Annotated in this window: 10 protein-coding genes and 1 pseudogene; 6 read left to right on the forward strand and 5 right to left on the reverse strand. The window is 60.2% G+C overall.

The genetic code is table 11. The features are described 5' to 3' along the window. Positions 1–122: 122 nt before the first annotated feature. Together mmsB and LCH65_RS23905 are read right to left on the reverse strand one after the other, a co-directional pair. Entirely contained in the window at positions 123–1,010 is an 888-nt protein-coding gene (mmsB, locus tag LCH65_RS23900; RefSeq protein WP_003371068.1) for a 3-hydroxyisobutyrate dehydrogenase, read from the reverse strand. Positions 1,011–1,043: 33 nt separating this feature from the next. Beyond that, a complete protein-coding gene (locus tag LCH65_RS23905; protein ID WP_096106121.1) occupies positions 1,044–2,570 on the reverse strand; it encodes a CoA-acylating methylmalonate-semialdehyde dehydrogenase in 1,527 nt (508 codons plus the stop codon). Between the two features lie 158 nt (positions 2,571–2,728). Between LCH65_RS23905 and LCH65_RS23910 the strand changes: the two genes are divergently transcribed. From LCH65_RS23910 to LCH65_RS23940, 6 genes and pseudogenes are all read left to right on the forward strand, one after another. Further along, on the forward strand, positions 2,729–3,676 hold the full coding sequence (locus tag LCH65_RS23910; RefSeq protein WP_096106120.1) for a LysR family transcriptional regulator: 948 nt from the start codon (positions 2,729–2,731) through the stop codon (positions 3,674–3,676). Positions 3,677–3,915: 239 nt separating this feature from the next. Then, a complete protein-coding gene (locus LCH65_RS23915) occupies positions 3,916–5,076 on the forward strand; it encodes a polymorphic toxin type 44 domain-containing protein (protein ID WP_226439856.1) in 1,161 nt (386 codons plus the stop codon). Positions 5,077–5,474: 398 nt separating this feature from the next. Next, positions 5,475–6,233 (forward strand): annotated as a pseudogene (locus LCH65_RS23925) (polymorphic toxin type 44 domain-containing protein); the annotation flags it as partial. Next, positions 6,208–6,636 carry a hypothetical protein gene (locus LCH65_RS23930; protein ID WP_072367026.1) on the forward strand — a complete coding sequence of 143 codons (429 nt, stop codon included), beginning with the start codon at positions 6,208–6,210 and terminating at the stop codon, positions 6,634–6,636. The pseudogene LCH65_RS23925 and the gene LCH65_RS23930, both read left to right, overlap by 26 nt. 152 nt (positions 6,637–6,788) lie before the next feature. Further along, positions 6,789–7,292, forward strand: coding sequence for a YeeE/YedE family protein (locus LCH65_RS23935; protein ID WP_345945911.1), 504 nt, complete (start codon positions 6,789–6,791; stop codon positions 7,290–7,292). Positions 7,293–7,294: 2 nt separating this feature from the next. Then, on the forward strand, positions 7,295–7,711 hold the full coding sequence (locus tag LCH65_RS23940; protein ID WP_003371057.1) for a DUF6691 family protein: 417 nt from the start codon (positions 7,295–7,297) through the stop codon (positions 7,709–7,711). A 107-nt stretch (positions 7,712–7,818) separates the two neighbouring features. Here LCH65_RS23940 and recD read toward each other — a convergent pair whose 3' ends face one another. The 3 genes from recD to recC are packed head-to-tail and all read right to left on the reverse strand — an operon-like array spanning position 7,819 to position 17,071. Beyond that, the gene (gene recD, locus LCH65_RS23945; RefSeq protein ID WP_226439857.1) at positions 7,819–9,912 is read right to left on the reverse strand and encodes an exodeoxyribonuclease V subunit alpha; all 2,094 of its coding nucleotides are present in this window, start codon (positions 9,910–9,912) and stop codon (positions 7,819–7,821) included. After that, entirely contained in the window at positions 9,909–13,601 is a 3,693-nt protein-coding gene (gene recB, locus LCH65_RS23950) for an exodeoxyribonuclease V subunit beta (RefSeq protein WP_226439858.1), read from the reverse strand. The genes recD and recB overlap by 4 nt, the downstream gene beginning before the upstream one ends. Beyond that, positions 13,598–17,071: an exodeoxyribonuclease V subunit gamma gene (recC, locus tag LCH65_RS23955; protein ID WP_099266482.1), complete on the reverse strand. Its 3,474-nt coding sequence runs from the start codon at positions 17,069–17,071 to the stop codon at positions 13,598–13,600. Before recC ends, recB begins: the two co-directional genes overlap by 4 nt. Between the last annotated feature and the right edge of the window lie 141 nt (positions 17,072–17,212).

The raw sequence follows: 17,212 nt of genomic DNA on the forward strand, positions 1-17,212 counted from the left end.
AAGCGTACCGAGCATCCCTGCGCTGATCTGACGAGGCCCAAAGTAGCCGGTTCTGCCGCGTTTTCCTAATGTAAAAACCGGATACACAGCAACGCCCCACTGATTCCCGACACGGGTGACGCCTAGGCTTTCGGGCGATACCCCTCAATGATCGCCGAGAAGTCCTTGCCGCCATCACCGCGCAGGCTCATGGCCTGGTACAGCTGTTGCGCCACTGCGCCGAGGATGACCGGTTGATGCGCAGCGCGCGCGGCCTCGGTTGCCAGGCCCAGGTCCTTGAGCATCAACTCGGCGCCAAAGCCGCCACTGTAACCGCGTGACGCGGGCGCGGTTTCGACGATGCCGGGCCACGGGTTGTAGGCCTCGGAACTCCAGCAACGACCGGTCGAGGTATTGATGATGCCGGCCAGCACTTGGGTATCGATACCCAGTGCATTGCCCAGCGCCATAGACTCGGCCACGCCGATCATGGAAATCGCCAGCAGCATGTTGTTGCAGATCTTGGCAATCTGGCCGGTGCCCACGTCACCACAATGCACGATGTTGCGGCCCATCTGTTCCAGCACCGGTTTGAGCACGGCGAAATGCCCGGCAGAGCCTCCGACCATGAAGGTCAGGGTCCCGGCCTGCGCCCCACCGGTGCCGCCCGACACCGGCGCATCGCCCAACACAACGCCTTGCTGCGCAGCTACAGCGGCGATGTCGCGGATGGTCTGCGGGTCGATGGTGCTGCAATCAACCGCCGGGACGCCTCGTGCGATGCCTTTCAGCACGCCGTCGTCGCTCAGGTACACGCTGCGCACATGTGCCGCTGCGGGCAGCATGGTGATGACCAGCTCACTGCCCTGAGCCGCCTGTGCGGGTGAGTCACTGACCTGTGCGCCCAGCTCGGCGAACTCAGCCAGTACGCTCTTGTTGAGGTCGAACACCTGCAAGGCGTGACCGGCTCTGATCAGGTTGCGGGCCATGGGCGCGCCCATATTGCCCAGACCGATAAATGCGATGCTCATTATTGTTCTCCCGAGCGAATTGACCGCCAGCGCTCAGCGCAGATTGATCGTGGTGTTCACGCCATCGTTGACGCTATCGTCATCGAACCAGCGACTGGTGACGGTCTTGGTCTGCGTGTAGAACTGCACCACCTGTTTGCCGTACGGGCCCAGATCGCCCAGTTTGGAACCCCGCGAGCCGGTAAAACTGAAAAACGGCACCGGCACGGGAATCGGAATATTGATCCCGACCTGCCCGACATCAATCTCGCTTTGAAACTTGCGTGCCGCCGCACCGCTCTGGGTGAACAGCCCGGTGCCGTTGCCGAACGGGTTGGCGTTGACCAGCGCGATCGCCTCATCGAGGGTATCGACTTCCAGCACCACCAGCACCGGCCCGAAAATTTCCTGGGTGTAGATCTGCATGTCGGTGGTGACGCCCGAGAACAAGGTCGGCCCCACGAAGTTGCCGCTCTCGTAACCCGGAACCGAAACCTCCCGACCATCCAGCTCCAGCGTCGCGCCTTCACGCACGCCGCTCTCGATCAGATCCAGAATGCGTTGTTTGGCCCGTCGTGAAATCACCGGCCCGATGTCAGTGCCCGGCTCCTTACCGGCATTGACCTTGAGAGTCTGCGCCCGTGCCTTGAGGTCGGGCAGCCACTGTCTAGACGCGCCGACCAGCACCACCACAGAGGTCGCCATGCACCGCTGACCCGCCGCACCGAAACCCGCGCCCACCAGCGCGTTCAGCGTTTGCTCACGGTTGGCATCGGGTAGCACCACGGCATGATTCTTCGCCCCCATCATTGCCTGCACCCGCTTGCCATGCCGACCGGCCAGATCGTAGACATGCGTGCCGACCGCCGTTGAACCGACGAAGGAAACAGCCTTGATGTCCTTGTGCGTGCAGATCGCGTCCACCACCTCCTTGCCACCATGCACCACGTTGAGCACACCGGGCGGCACTCCCGCCTCGATCGCCAACTCGACCAGCAACAGGGTCGACAGCGGATCCTGCTCGGAAGGCTTGAGCACGAATGTATTGCCGCAGGCGATCGCCATAGGAAACATCCACAGCGGAATCATCGCCGGGAAGTTGAACGGCGTGATCCCGGCGCACACGCCGATCGGCTGGCGCAGGGTATAGGTGTCAACGCCACTGGCGACGTTCTCGGCAAACTCACCCATTTGCAGCGTGCCGATCGAACAGGCGTGCTCGACCACTTCCAGACCCCGAAAGATATCGCCCTCGGCATCGGCCAGCGTCTTGCCCTGCTCGGCACTGAGTACCGCCGCGATACGCTTGGAGTGCTCGCGGATCAGCGCCTGCAACTTGAGCATGATGCGCATACGCACACCAATGGGTGTTTCACGCCAGGTCCGATAGGCCGCGTGAGCAGCTGCGACAGCGGCGTCCACTTCACTGGCCGTGGCGAATGGCACCTGGGCGAGGATTTCCTGAGTGGCGGGATTGACGATGTCTTGCCATTCGCTGCTTTGCGAGTCGGTCCATTCGCCGTTGATCAGCAGTTTCACGCGAGCAATCGAGGTCGTCGTGTGGTTCAGTGAGGCATTCATTTCAGCGATTCTCCCTTCAGCAAACCACGCATCCACAGCTTGTGCAGAAGGATGAGCGTGGCCTCCCGGCAGTCTTGTTTTTGAATTGGTCAGGGGGCGTGCTTTGGAGTATAGATGTGCAAACTTCTAACAAGAACGCAGATAAAAGCAGGGTCAACATGCAAAAAAACATCACCTCCCTGGGGCTTTTGAACTGGGATGACCTGAAGTTTTTCCTCGAGGTGGCACGCACCCGAAAAGTCAGCAGCGCGGCCCGGCGTCTGGGCGTTGACTACACCACCGTGTCGCGGCGCATCAACTCGCTGGAAACCTCACTGGGCACACTGCTTTTCGAGAAATCGCGCACCAACGGCTTCATCATGACCACCGAAGGTCAGCGCCTGCTGGGTTATGCCGAGTCCATCGAAAGCACACTGCACATGGCTTGCGAACAGGTTTCCGGGTCCAGCGTCGCGCTATCCGGGCATGTGCGCATGGGCTGCACCGAAGGCTTCGGCAGCTTCTTCATCACCCCGCAACTGAGCCGCTTTCTCGACAGCTACCCGAGCATTTCGCTGGACATCCTGCCGCTGCCGCACTTCATCAGCCTGTCTAAGCGCGAGGCGGATATCGTCATCGCCCTGGAGCGGCCCGAACACGGTCCTTACGTGTGTTGCAAACTCTGCGATTACAGCCTGGGTCTGTACGCCACCCAGGCCTACCTCGACAACCACTCGCCCATCGAACACAAAGCGGACCTGAGCGAGCACGTCTTCATCAGCTACGTCGACGACCTGGCGTTCAGCTCCGAGCTGCTGTACATGAGCAACCTGCTGCCCAACGCCCAGGCACAGCTGCGCAGCACCAGCGTCATCGCCCAATACACCGCCGCCCTGCAGGGCCGCGCACTGGCGATCCTGCCATGCTTCCTCGCTGCCCAAGACCCACGGCTGCTGCCGGTGCTGAGGGAGGAGGTGAACATCACTCGTCAATTCTGGATGTATTGCCGGGAGGATCTGCGCAAGTTGAAGCGGATCACGTTGCTGTGGGATTACATTCGGGAGGTGACGGAGTTGAATAAGGGGTTTTTGTTGGGGGAAAACCGCGCTATTCGCTTCCTTCAATGACAGATTTTCGAGGGATCAGGTGGCCTTATAGTAGCGGGGCAGACCGGAGTTGGCCGACGGTTTGTGACACGGATGCTGGTTCGCAACCATTGAGGTCACCCCGACTCTTCGATCAGATTCTCAAGGTCCTTCGCAAAACTAAGATTTCCCCTACATACCGCTTTTTGCGCTTCCGGTAGCCTCCCACGCGTCAACTAAACGCTGGTTGTCTACGGATCAAAACGCAGGGACGGGATGCAATGATTTCTTCAGCCCGATTGGGCGACAAGCACGCCTGCCCATTACCGGGGCACGGTACAACGCCTATCGCTTCTGCATCCGATGACGTCAACATCAACGGCATGGGCGCGGCACGTGTGGGGGATACCTGCGGGTGTGGCGCGGTCATCACTACAGGCTTTCCTTCCATTCTGGTGAATGGCCGTCCTATGGCCCACCTAGGAAGCCCCACCAGTCACGGCGGGACAATCATCACGGGCTCAGGCAATGTGGGTGGCGGCTTCGTCATGAGCGACGCTGGTGGCGCGACCATTATCAATTTCATGGCGCTGGGGGCCTTCCGGCCAGACGGTTCCGTGGACGACGAGAAGATGGCGACCTTGCTGGCTGACCCGAAGCTCACGGAGAAAGCCTTGGCGGCGAACGCTTCGGTAGGCCCTGAGGCAGTCGGTGAGAAGTCAGATGCGGAGCCTGAGCCAAGGGCGGAATCTGTTGTTTGCAAACACCCTGACAGGATGGAAGAACTGGCGACATACATTGCGGACGAGATGAATCGCAATATTCATCACCCTTCTGTTTTGAAAATGAAAAAACTGCTCAGTTATGACGTTGCCGAAGAGACGCGCAAGCAAATGGACCTGCCTTGGTATGCTCAAGTTGGCGCGACGAGCCCCCAAACTATTGGCGCAGCAAATGGCGCTGCTGCGTTGGTGATTTGGACTGAGCGTGTAGGGCAGTATAGGGATTGGGACCACAAGCCGAAAATCCATAAGAAGTTCGGTGGGTATTACCACAAGCAAGGAGAGTACGAGTATTTTTATGATATTTGGTCTAACATCCACTACGGATATGTTGGCCGCGCAGGCGGGCTTTCAGAAAGCGTGCTTGCCGACGGTGCGGGGTTAGAGCAAATAGTCTCAGACTCTGTCGGGGCGATCAGTGACATAACAAAACCACAGATAAGCAGAAAACACCGGGGGCCTCAACGTGCCGAGAACGTAGAGGGACTCCGCGCCTGGGACGACGATCCCGACCGAATATCTGTCGGGATCGGGATTAAACTCTTTAACCTGCACCCTCATGGTGGCATAACATCGAAAATGATAATGAAAGAGGTTCTTTCGGTTGCACCACAAGCATGGGGAGCAGGTGTCATTGATCATCAATGTGAGAAAACTTAAGTTGCGTCATGCAGTTTTGTTCGCGCTTATAGCTCTGCTAACGGCTTGGTATGCTGCTACCCCCAGCGTAGTTATTCATTACTCCAAAGAAGCTACGGATGAACTTCGTTTAGTATGGGATACGCAACACCAAATTCATAGAGAGAGGATGCTTCCGGGAGAAGCGTCATCTGATGTTGGTCATCTATTCCCCGATGAAGATTTTTTTATGGTTTTCTTTTGGGGCCCCATCAAGGGCCATATGAGATGTATCGACATAACGCCCAAGCGCTGGGCTACGTTAGATATATACCTAACGGAGTCGGGTAGAGTCGACATTAACAAAACATCTCCCGCCATTATTGAACGCTTGAAAAAATGTGAGGGCGAACCTGATCCTTTCCGGCACTAAGGTGCCCTTAGAACCTAAGGCTGCCGCTAGGGAGTCAGAGGCGAAGCCTTAGCCAAAAGCGGAACCTGTTGTTAGCAAACACCCTGACAGGATGGAAGAGCTGGCGACTTATATTGCTGGAGAGATGAACGCCAACATCAATAGTCCAGAAGTTCGTCAGATGAGAGACCTCAATAGCTTCGATGCGGCGGCAAAGATGAAGGAGTATGAGGCGCTTCCATTTTACCTGCGCCTTGGTCCCGGCCCGGATTTCTGCAGCATGGCGGCCGGTATGCAAGCAAAGGCTTTTGCTATCTGGGCAGAACGTGTTGGTCAGAATCGCCCGTGGGACCACAAACCGATACTCGCCGCGAAATACGATGGCGTCGTCTACCACAAACAGGGCGATTACGATTACTTCTATGACATCTGGTCGAACATTCACTATGGATACGTCGGGCGAGTTGGTGGGCTTTCCGAAAGCATCCTTTTGGATGGCGCAGGTGCTGAGCAGATCGTTTCAGACACACTCAGGAAAGCAGTCGAGGTCCTACAGAAACCGAAAGAGGAAAGAAAACTTTCGGGGCCTAATCGCTCGGCCGACATTGATGGACTCCGAGCATGGGACGACGCCCCAGACCGGATTTCGATTAGCATTGGGATCAAGCTGTTCAGCCAAAACCCCACAGGTGGAATTACGGCACAAATGGTAATGAAGGAAGTTCTTGCAGTAGCACCTGGAGCATGGGGAAAAGGCATCCGTGAACACAAATGCAAGCAAAACTAAAACCGGGTATGGCCGTTGGCTGCTTGTTGGCCTATTGGTCGGCCCTATCGCTTTTTGGTACTTAGCTTCTCCAGTCGTGGCAGTAAATTTTTCTCATGAAGGAAAGGAAGAGTACCGATACATCTGGAACACTCAGCATCAAATCTATAAGGGTGACATGCCCGCAGGTGGCGGCTCAGCGGTCGAGTGGGGCCAAATCTTCACTGATAAAGATTTCTTCATGAGGTTCGATTGGTGGACCGACAAGGGATTTCAGAGGTGTTTCTACGTAACACCGAAATGGGGGCGGATGATAGACATCTATCTTGATGATATCGGCAGGATCGACACGGCGAAAACGGCGCCTGAGGTCATTGCTCGTCTGAAACAGTGTCCTGGGCGAGCAGACCCCTTCCAGCCCTGAGGCGTGCTACCCGCGCCACGTCAAACTCGGCACAGCCAATGAGTAAACACAGAAGATACTCCCATGGCTGCCTTGGTAGGCCGAGCCGATAGCTGACTCCTCCATTAACTCTCGCACAGCAGCCGCGCAACCCACCCGGGCAGATGGTTATCATGCCGGTGATAGTGCTTTACCAGTCAACGCCCCCCCCCACAGGCCCCCCTTTGTGCAGGAAATACGAAATGAGCATTGATTGGATCAACTTCACACCCTGGACGTCATTATGCGGAGGAGCCTTGATAGGGCTGGCCGTCAGCTTGTTCGTTCTCGCGAATGGTCGTATTGCCGGCATCAGCGGCGTGTTGGGGGGCTTTTTGCAATTGGGCAGTGAAGGCTGGGGCGAGAAGGCGCTGTTCCTGCTTGGCCTGTTGATTTCGCCATTATTGTGGGCGGCGTTCACAGCGTTGCCGGAGATAGAAATTAATTCAGAATGGCCCGTTCTGGTCATCGCGGGCCTGCTCGTTGGCGTGGGTACCCGTTACGGTTCGGGCTGTACGAGTGGTCATGGTGTGTGCGGGATATCCCGCTTGTCTCCTCGCTCCATCGTGGCGACGCTATGCTTTATGGCTACCGGATTTGCGACGGTATACGTCAGTCGCCATGTACTGGGGGTCTGAAGATGCTCAAGGTGACCGCATTTTTTGCAGGCTTGATATTTGGCTTTGGTCTGCTTTTGGCTGGCATGGCAAACCCTGCCAAGGTATTGGCTTTTCTTGATGTAAGCGGAACGTGGGATCCATCGCTTGCTCTGGTAATGGCAGGTGCCATCTCGGTGGCGGTCGTCCCCCTGAACTGGGCGCGCAGGAACAGGCAATCCTTGCTGGGTGCCCGTATGCAGCTCCCGGTGAAAACCCAGCTGGACGCCCGCTTGATCGTTGGCAGCCTGGTGTTCGGGATTGGCTGGGGCATTGCGGGAATCTGCCCTGGGCCAGCGGTCGCCACTCTGCTTACAGGACACTGGAAAATCCTCATATTCCTATTAGCCTTACTGGCCGGTATGTACCTGTTTTCCGCTCTCGAGAAACGACGCACGTAACTCTCAGGTTGTTGCGGCCGGGGCTGCGCCCACAGGACTGACAGCCCTCGTAAAGCATCACCGACAGCATGCCAACGCGGAGCATCGGCACGAGAGTCGACTGCTGATCAAAGCCCCAACATCAGCCCACTCAGACGTTTGACCTTGCGGCGCAGGGATTCTTCGAAGATGCCCTGGCGCGGTTCGATCAGGCTGAACCAGTGCTTGGCGCGGGTGATGCCGGTGTAGATGAGCTCCTTGGTCAGTACCGGGTTGAGCGCTTCGGGCAGGATCAGGGCGGTGTGGGCGAATTCCGAGCCTTGGGATTTGTGTACGGTCATGGCGTACACGGTTTCGACCTCGTTGAGGCGGCTGGGCAGGACGAAGCGTACGCCTTCGCTGCCGTCGTTGCGGGGGAAGGCGACGCGCAATACCTGTTTGCCCTCGCCGTCGCGCTCGGGCAGGCGCAAGGTGATGCCGATGTCGCCGTTCATCAGGCCAAGGCCATAGTCGTTGTGGGTCATCAGCACCGGGCGACCTTCGTACCATTGCTGTTCGCTTTCGATCAGCTTCGCGTTGAACAGCGCGTGAGTGATGCGCTGGTTCAAACCCTCCACACCCCACGGGCCTTTGCGCACGGCACACAGCAGTTGAAAGGCGTCGAAGGCGCTGAGTACCGAGCGCGCCCAGCGGGTCCAGCACGCGTCGTCCAGTGCCGAATCGTCGGCGGGGCGCTCGGCGGCGAGTACGTTCAGGTAATGCCGGTAACCCTGCGGACCTTGCTCGCCCCTGCCAAGACCGTCGAGGACCAGGCGTTCGAACTTGAGGTCCTGTTCGCCCTTGAGGGCCAGGGCGAACAGGTCGTCATGACTGCCCGCCGCAAGCAGCGTGCGGGCCTGTTGGTCCTGTTGCTGGTTGACCAGCCGGGCCAACTGGCCGATGCCGCTGCCTTGGCCGAAGCGACGCGAGTGGCGCAGCATCACCACTTGCTGAGCCAACGGATGCTGCTGCGCATCGCCCTGGCGCAAACCGCCCTTGCCGAGGTCTTCGCCGCTGACGGCTTCCAGCCAGGCTTGGGTGTCGGGGCTGTAGAGACCTTCTTCGGCGTCACGGCACAAATCCCCGAGTACCGCCCCCGCCTCAACGGAGGCCAGCTGGTCCTTGTCACCCAGCAGAACCATGCGTGCATGCGGCGGCAGTGCGTCGAGCAGATTGGCCATCATTTCCAGGTCGATCATGGAGGCTTCATCAACCACCAGCACATCCAGCGGCAGTAAATTGCCCGCATGGTGGCGGAAGTGCCGGGTACCGGGGCGACTGCCCAGCAAGCGGTGGACGGTGGTCACCTCGCTGGGGATTTTCTGTCGTACGTCGTCACTGACATCCAGGCTCTGCACCTGTTGACTGATGGACTCGGTCAGACGTGCCGCCGCCTTGCCGGTAGGTGCCGCGAGACGAATGCGCAGCGGTTGGCCACTCTGTACCGCCGGGGCCTGCAACAAGGCCAGCAGACGCACCACCGTGGTGGTTTTGCCGGTGCCGGGGCCGCCGGTGATGATGCTGAAGCCCTTGCGGGTCGCCAGTGCGCAGGCAAGTTTCTGCCAGTCGATGACAGCTTGTAGCGAAGAATTGGCCGGGCCGAACAATGCGTCGAGTTGCTGCGGCAGATCCTCCGGCGGCGTTTCACGCTGTGCCAGGCGCTGACGCAAGGCTGCTGCGATACGCCGTTCGTAAGTCCAGTAGCGGCGCAGGTACAGACGCCGCTCGGCCAGCACCAGTGGTTTTTGTCGCGCTTCGGCACTTGAATCGCCCACCTCGGCAACCAGCATGCTGCCGGCCAGCGCTTGGCACCAGGCGGCGCCATCCAGTGCTGCCAGCAGTTGTGAGGGCAGCAGCATCGGCGCGCTCTGCTGATCGCCTTCGGGTGGCAGTGACAGGGCGAAGTCCGGTTCTTTGAGGGTCTCGTACAGGTCAAGGCAGACGTGACCGTGGCCGAGCTGATGGCTGGTAAGCGCCGCAGCCACCAGCACCAACGGATCGGCGTGCGGATCGAGGTCACTGAGGAACGCGACGAACGCCTTGTCCAGAGCACGCAACCAGCCGCGCTCGACCCAACGTTCGAGCAGGATCAGCAGATCGCTGACACGCGTCAGCGGGCTCAACTCCGCGAGGCTGATATCGTCCAGCGCGGTAGGCAACAGATCATCGAACGAGCGGCTCATGCCAATGCTCCCGGCAGGTCATGCGCTATCGGTTTGCCCTGAAACAGCAGGTCCAGACTCTCGATCAGCTCACGTGGCGGACGGGTGAAATACGCTCCCTGGGAGGCCGAGCGACTGCCGCGCAGAAACAGGTAAAGCGCGCCGCCCATGTGCTGGTCGTAATCGTAGTCGGCCATCCGCGCCTTGAGCTGACGGTGAAGGGCCAGCAGGTAGAGGACGTATTGCAGGTCATAGCGGTTGTCGAGAATGGCGGTTTCCATCGCCAGCTGGGTGTACGCACTGTCGTCGCTGCCCAGCCAGTTGGACTTGTAGTCGGCCACGTAATACCGGCCTTCGTGTTCGAACGTCAGGTCGATAAAGCCCTTGAACATGCCGTTGAGCGAGACCGTCTCGGTCCCAGCACGCGGTGCGTTGTCGTGGGTGAAGCGGCGCACGAGGGCGTCCATCTGCGCGACGTTGACGTTATTGCTGGCGAACCAGAATTCCATCTCCACACGGTACTGATTGGGCTGATCCAGTTCGCCCAGGGCCACCGGTGCGGCGTCCGGCGACAGGCGCAACGGCATGTTCAGCATGTGTTGCAGCCAATCGCTCAGGGTATTGATCCAGCCCGCCCAGCCGCGTCGGTTGCAGCGCCGGGCGACGGCGTCCTGCAGTTTCTCCGGCGCGTGCGCGATCATCGCAAAACCTTCGTTGCCAGCCCATTCGAGCAGCCCGTGCAGAAAGGTGCCGGGATTGGGGCCACGCGGAAAACGATGGATATCGCCGCCGCTGGTCAGGATGTCGCGCGGGGCTTCAGGGTCCAGACGCTCGTCGTCGAACAGTTTCTGTGCCTGCGGGCTGTCAGGCGACTCATCGGCACCGGCCGTTACCGTGTCGCCGATGCGCAGGGCGCTGTAGGACGCGATCCACCAGTTCTCGGCAGCGCGGCGTTTGGGCACCAGCAGCTTGACCAGCGCCGCTTCGTTGCGCGGCGCACTGAAGCGCTCGTCGGTGGGCTCCGGCACAGGTTGCAAGGCAATCGCGTCACACCCCTGGGCCAGATCACGCAGCCAGACGTTCAGCTCCGCCGACTCGGCCAGCACTGCGCCACCGCCCAGGAGGTAACCCAGTGCGGAACGGTGCAGCATCGAGGTGTTGGCATTACCACGCTTGAGGTCGGCGACGCCCAGCCAGCAGGCATGTTCCGATCGGGTGAGTGCGACGTAGAGCAAACGCAGGTCTTCGGCCAGACGTTCATCATCGGCTTGTTGAATCAGCGCCTCGGTAGGCTGCAGGCTGATCTGGGACTTGCCGTCGGCGTCGTGAAACTGAAGAGGCAAGCGGCTGCCGTCCACCGGTTTCGAGGAGCAAATGAACGGCAGGAACACCAGCGGGTACTGCAAGCCCTTGGACTTGTGGATGGTGACCACCTTGACCAGTTGCTCATCGCTTTCCAGACGCAGGATCTGCTCTTCCCCGGCCTGGCCGGAGAGTGCCAGATGGTCGCCCAGATGACGGATCAGCGCCTGCTCGCCATCCAGTTCGGCGGCGGCCTGCTGCAGCAGTTCAGACAGGTGCAGCAGGTTGGTGAGTACTCGTTCGCCATCGTTGCGGGTCATCAAGGTCTGTGGCAGGGCAAAGTCGTGCAACAGACGGCGCAGCATCGGCAGCACGCCCTGGCTGCGCCATATGGCGCGATAGGCACGAAACTGCATGACGCGCCGCTCCCACGCCAGCTCGTCCTGATTCAGGCGCTCCAGCTCGGCCAGCGGCAGGTCCAGCGTGATACACGCCAGCGCGGCACGCAGTGTGCGTTCGGAGTCCGGCTCGGCGCAGGCCTTGAGCCAGGACAGCAGGTCGTGGGCTTCCTGAGCGGCGAACACCGAATCCTTGTCGGACAGGTACACGCTGCGCACACCACGCGCGGTCAGTTGCTGACGCACCGCCTGCGCTTCCTTGCCGTCGCGGACCAGAATCGCAATGTCGGCCGGACGCAGCCCGCGCAGAGTGTTGTCGGGCGTAACGAAACCGGCACGGCCCTGCTGACCGGCATTGAGCAGACGCACGATCTCGCTCGCGCAACTGGCTGCCAACTGCTGACGATAAACCACGCCGGACACCGGCTGGTCGCTTGGCAAGTGCCAGACCGTCAGCGCCGTCAGGGGTGCGCCGTCGACATGCAGCGCCTCTTTGCGGCCTTGGGCCAGCGCATCGGAGAACGGCACCTGATTGCCGTGCTCATCACGAAACAGGAACGCACCGCGACCTTGCTCTCGTTGCTCTGCCCGCGTGAAGACGTGGTTGACCGACTCGACCATCGCATGACTGGAGCGGTAGTTGGTGTCCAGCGTATGCCAACGGCCATCGGTCGCCTGGCGGGCACGCAGGTAGGTGTAGATATCGGCGCCGCGAAACGCGTAGATCGCCTGTTTCGGGTCGCCAATCAGGAACAGCCCGGTCTGCTCATCGTTGGCCTCAAGACGATAGATGCTGTCGAAGATCCGGTACTGAACAGGGTCGGTGTCCTGGAATTCGTCGATCAACGCCACCGGAAATTGCTCGCGAATCAGGGTGGCCAGACGCTCGCCGCCCGCGCCATGCAGGGCCGCGTCGAGCCTGAGCAGCATGTCATCAAAGCCCATCTCGGCGCGGCGACGCTTCTCCTCTTCAAAGCGCGCGCTGACCCACTGCGCCGCATGCTGCAACACAGCAGCATCGGGTTTGGGCAAACCGTCGAGCGCCGCCTTCAACTGTGCCATGGCCTCGAAGGCCGGGTGCACAGGTGGCTCGCTCTTCCAGGCTTCGGCAATGCCGTCGGGGGTCAGACGAGTGAAACCGGTGCCCAGATCCAGCGCTTCCTGTGTGTCGTCAGCGGCCCAGGCAGCAAGTTTTTCAAACCAGGGTTTGAAGTAGCGTTCCTGCATCTTGCGGCCGTCGACTGCCTTGCGAGCGACCGCGTCCTGACAGAGCGCATACAACTCGTCGGCCCACACGGCCCACGGCGCCTTCAGCGCGGCAAGCGCTGCCCGGCGCTCTTGCAATGACGCCGCAATCAGTTCGGCCGGTTCCTGGGTGAGTGGACTGCGATCACGGCCGAACAGACCTCGCACACGCGGCAGCAACGCCGCCGGACCGCTGAGGTTTTCCCGCACCCAGAGCAATGCGTCGCCGCTCATGGGGTAACAGAAGCGGCGCCAGTAATCGCGCAGGACTTCGCCGAGCAAATCGCTGTGGTCGGTTTCCAGCGTCTGGGTGAACAGACTGCCGCTGTCGAATGCGTGTTCGCGCAACATGCGCTGGCACCAACTGTGGATGGTCGAGACCGCGGCCTCGTCCATCCACTGTGCGGCAATGTCCAGACGGCTGGCGCAGGCTGGCCATAGCGACGCTTCGAACTGTTCACGCAGATCGGCAATCAGGCCATCGGGGGCGGCGATCTCGTCACGGAAGAAGCGAGCGGCCTCCGCCAGCCGGGTACGGATTCTGTCACGCAATTCTTTGGTTGCGGCATCGGTAAAGGTCACCACAAGAATCTGCGGCGGCAGCAGTTCGCGACCAAAGCCGGACTGCTCGGTGCCGTGGCCGAGCACCAGACGCAAGTACAGAGCGGAGATGGTGAAGGTCTTGCCGGTGCCAGCGCTGGCCTCGATCAACTGGCTGCCGCGCAGTGGAAAGCGCAGCGCGAGAGGAAGGGATTGCTCGCTCATGCGCCACCCTCCCCGCCGGACAACGACTGCCACGGCGCATCGTAAATCGGTTTGTAAAGCGTCTCGCACCAGCCTGCGAATTCTTCACTGCCCATCAGTGCGTCAAAGTCCGGAAACTGCCGAGCCAATGCCGTGCTTTCTCGGCGCTCGCCGTCGGTGGTCTGTCCGTCACCTTCGTAGGCTTTGCGAGCAGCCGCTTCGGCTTTGTCGGCAGGCTGGCCCAACCAGGCGAAGGCGGTTTTGACCGCGACAGGCAGAGGTTCCTGCATGCCGTGCAGCCAGGCCGTCAGCAAGTGGTTGAGCGTGGTGACGGCACTCGCCCTGTCCAGCGGCTCCAGCATCAGGGTTTCATCACTGGCGACCAGTGCCGTGCTCAACGGCAGGTCGCAAGCGCACGCCACCAGATGGTTGACCCACGGCCGAATCAACCGGTGCCACTTGCGGGTCTTTTTCGAGCCGATGCTGTTGGGAATGGCGGTAACCAGCAACAGCTCGGCACGGGCGTTACGGTGCAACCCGCCCAGCCAGCCGTCGATGCTGACACCCGCATGGCTGAAGCTGATCGGTAAAGCGCTGCTCAGGGTCTCGGGCCAGAGGGTCAGTAGATCGTGGTAGCGCCTGAGTACGTCAGGCAGCGGTTCGATCAGCTCGCTCTGCATCAAGGTGCCGAAACCTGCGAGCGGTAGCAGGCCACTGGCTTGCAGTTTCAGCGCCTGAGTCTGTAGAGCAGCATCCATATTGTCCGGCGAGGACATACCTGCGCCAAGCAGGCTTTCACTCAGGCCATAGCGCTCAAGGGCATCGAGCACGAACGGCTCTTCATCGGCGAGCGGCGCTTCAGCAACTTCGAAATAGATCTTCAGGCGCTGGCTGAAAAAGTGTTTTACCGGGTTTCTCAGGAAATCCTGTAGCTGCGCAATGGACAGCGGTTCTTCCTGTTCGTGAGGCGGCAGCGCTTGAGGCACGGGCACCTGAAGGTCGGTTTCATGCAGCAGACGCCACTCGCGGGCGAAGCTGAAGTACCCCGTGCCGGCGTGGAAGTAATTGGCGCTGAAGGGTTGCAAGGGGTGATTCACAGTCAGGGCCTTCAGCAAGCGCTCATCATCCTGTTTAACGTCCGGATCGGTCTCGCCGGCCAGCTTCCAGCCGCTGGCGAGGTGATCGCGAAGCTGACCGATGAGCACCGAAGCTGGACGCTCACTGTTGTCACGAATGCTGTGGCCAACCCAACTGACATACAACTGGTCCCTGGCCGAGAGCAAGGCTTCCAGCAACAGGTAACGATCGTCTTCACGCCGGGAACGGTCGCCGGGGCGGTAATCGCTGCCCATCAAATCGAAATCCAGCGGCGGTTGCGCGCGCGGATAATCGCCGTCGTTCATGCCCAACAGGCAAACCACTTTGAACGGGATGGCGCGCATGGGCATCAGCGTGCAGAAGTTGACCGAGCCCGCCAGAAAACGCTGGGACAGGCGCCCTTGATCGAGCCCGGCCAGCCAGGCCTCACGCACCACGGTCAGCGGCAGCTCTTCAGTCAGCCTTACCGTTGCACAGGTTTCCAGCCAGTTCTCGCGCAGTGTTTCCAGTTGGGCAAGCAAGTAGTCGTCATGCTCGCTGTCGGCGAGGAAGAACAACTGCAGCAGCGATTGCAGGCGGGCCCCCCACGCTTCCGGAGTGGTGGGTGTCGACAACTCTGTGTGGGCGACCTGAAGAGCATCAATCAACGCGACCAGCGGACCGATCAACGCCGCATCAAGCCCGCCGATCTCATCGTAAGGTTCGATGCCGTCGTAAGCCGCACCGGCACCCACGGCGTAACCCAGCAACATGCGACGCAGGCCGAAATGCCAGCTGTTCTGCTCAAGGGCATCCGGCAGCCCGAGGCCGGCCCGCTGCTGAGCATTAAGCCCCCAACGAATGCCTGCGCCTTCGATCCAGCGATGCAGTGTTGGCAGGTCGCGCTCTTGAATCCTGAAGCGTGCTCGCAAGGCTGGAACGTCCAGCAGGTCAAGAATCTCACTGACCGGGAAACGGCTGTCCGGAAGTTTGAGCAGGTGCTCGACAGCAATCAGCAACGGCTCGCGGCCGCGCTGGCCCTGGTCAGCCAGCGTAAAGGGGATGAAGCGACGATCTTCGCGTTCGATCTGCCCGAATACCGCGCGTATGTGTGGGGCATAGCTGTCGATATCCGGGACCATGACAATCACGTCACGCGGACGCAGGCCAGGGTCTTTGCTGAATCTCGCCAGTAGCTGGTCATGCAGCACTTCCACTTCGCGCTGCGCACTGTGAGCCACATGGAAGCGGATCGAGCGGTCCTCAAGAGGATCGACGGCCGGCCAGAGCTCACGGGTTTCATCCAGCGGACGCAGCTCGAGAATATCGTCCTGCAACTGGTTCAGCAGTGTGGTGGGCTGCGCTTCACTGAACAGATCAATGCGCTCGTCCTTGAACGAGGAACGGTAGCTGCGTGGATCGTCATGGCTGTCCAGCAGGTTGATGTAATCACGTCCCTGCTTGCCCCAGGCCGCTAGCAACGGGTGAGCATGCTGATGCAGCGCCTGCGGGTCGAGGACCATCGGCATTCCGCTCTTGCGCGCCTGACGTTTGTACTGGTGACGCAGCAGGTCCTTGTCGGCGACGATATCGGTCCAGTGGTGGCGACACGGGTTGTGGACACAGAGCAGAACCTGACTGAATCTGGCCAGCCCTGCCAACGCCTCGAGCGCTTGTGCAGGCAGTGACGAAATGCCGAAAACGATGACCCGTGCCGGCAAGCCCGGCGGCGCTTCGGTCATGTTGCCGATGCGCTCGATGAAACGCTGATGCACGCCCGCGCGGCTCTGCGACATCCCTTCAGCCCCGACGTCGTCCAGCAACGCACGCCACAGTTCGGCCTGCCAGCAATTGGCAGCTGACAATGGTCTGGACTGACCTCGTACGTCGCGCAATTGATGACGGCCAGCGGCCCAGTCTTCCAGCCAGTCCGCACGGTAAACCTGGTATTGGTCGAACAGATCGGACAGGCGCTCGGACAGTTGATAACGCTTGCGCAGATCAGTGTCGTCGGTCAGGAAGCGCTGCAGGGGTTCGAAGTGCGGCTGATGGATCAGCGACGGCAGCAAGCGCATCAAGCGCCAGGTCAAAGGGGTCTTGTCGAGCAAGGACGTCTGGGGGATCTCATCTGCACCCAGCACCATGCGATACAGGGTCCACATGAAACTGCCGGGCAACTGAACGTCTATGGCGGCGGCGATACCACAGCCACCGTTGTCTTCATCCTGGGCATCTTCGGCCAAGGCCAGCTTCAACCATTGCGCAATGCCGTTGCTCTGCACCAGAGCAATCTCGTTTTCCAGGGGCGCCAATGGATATCGCCGCATCCAGGACACAACCAGACTGCGCAGTTCATCCGGGCGGTTGCCTTGAACCACCATGAAGCCTGCACTCAGAGAGGTTGTAACGGACATGCTTGCTTCCTTGACGGGTGCGTGGAACCTGATGCCGAACCATAAGGGCAAGCGCGCCGGATTGCCATAAGCACGTGGGGCTGGATGACTGCCGGAGAGGTAGAGTTATGAGCTCAGGAGGATGCAGAGGTTTCTGCAACC

Source organism: Pseudomonas sp. MWU16-30316 (genome assembly GCF_020515645.1).
Taxonomy (GTDB): Bacteria; Pseudomonadota; Gammaproteobacteria; order Pseudomonadales; family Pseudomonadaceae; genus Aquipseudomonas; species Aquipseudomonas cerasi.

Bases quoted from the DNA above. Each gene is read 5' to 3' on its own strand.
- LCH65_RS23940 (WP_003371057.1), top strand. From the start codon at position 7,295: ATGCTCAAGGTGACCGCATTTTTTGCAGGCTTGATATTTGGCTTTGGT.
- LCH65_RS23915 (WP_226439856.1), top strand. From the start codon at position 3,916: ATGATTTCTTCAGCCCGATTGGGCGACAAGCACGCCTGCCCATTACCG.
- recD (WP_226439857.1), bottom strand. From the start codon at position 9,912: ATGAGCCGCTCGTTCGATGATCTGTTGCCTACCGCGCTGGACGATATC.
- recB (WP_226439858.1), bottom strand. From the start codon at position 13,601: ATGAGCGAGCAATCCCTTCCTCTCGCGCTGCGCTTTCCACTGCGCGGC.
- mmsB (WP_003371068.1), bottom strand. From the start codon at position 1,010: ATGAGCATCGCATTTATCGGTCTGGGCAATATGGGCGCGCCCATGGCC.
- LCH65_RS23910 (WP_096106120.1), top strand. From the start codon at position 2,729: ATGCAAAAAAACATCACCTCCCTGGGGCTTTTGAACTGGGATGACCTG.
- LCH65_RS23935 (WP_345945911.1), top strand. From the start codon at position 6,789: ATGCCGGTGATAGTGCTTTACCAGTCAACGCCCCCCCCCACAGGCCCC.
- recC (WP_099266482.1), bottom strand. From the start codon at position 17,071: ATGTCCGTTACAACCTCTCTGAGTGCAGGCTTCATGGTGGTTCAAGGC.
- LCH65_RS23905 (WP_096106121.1), bottom strand. From the start codon at position 2,570: ATGAATGCCTCACTGAACCACACGACGACCTCGATTGCTCGCGTGAAA.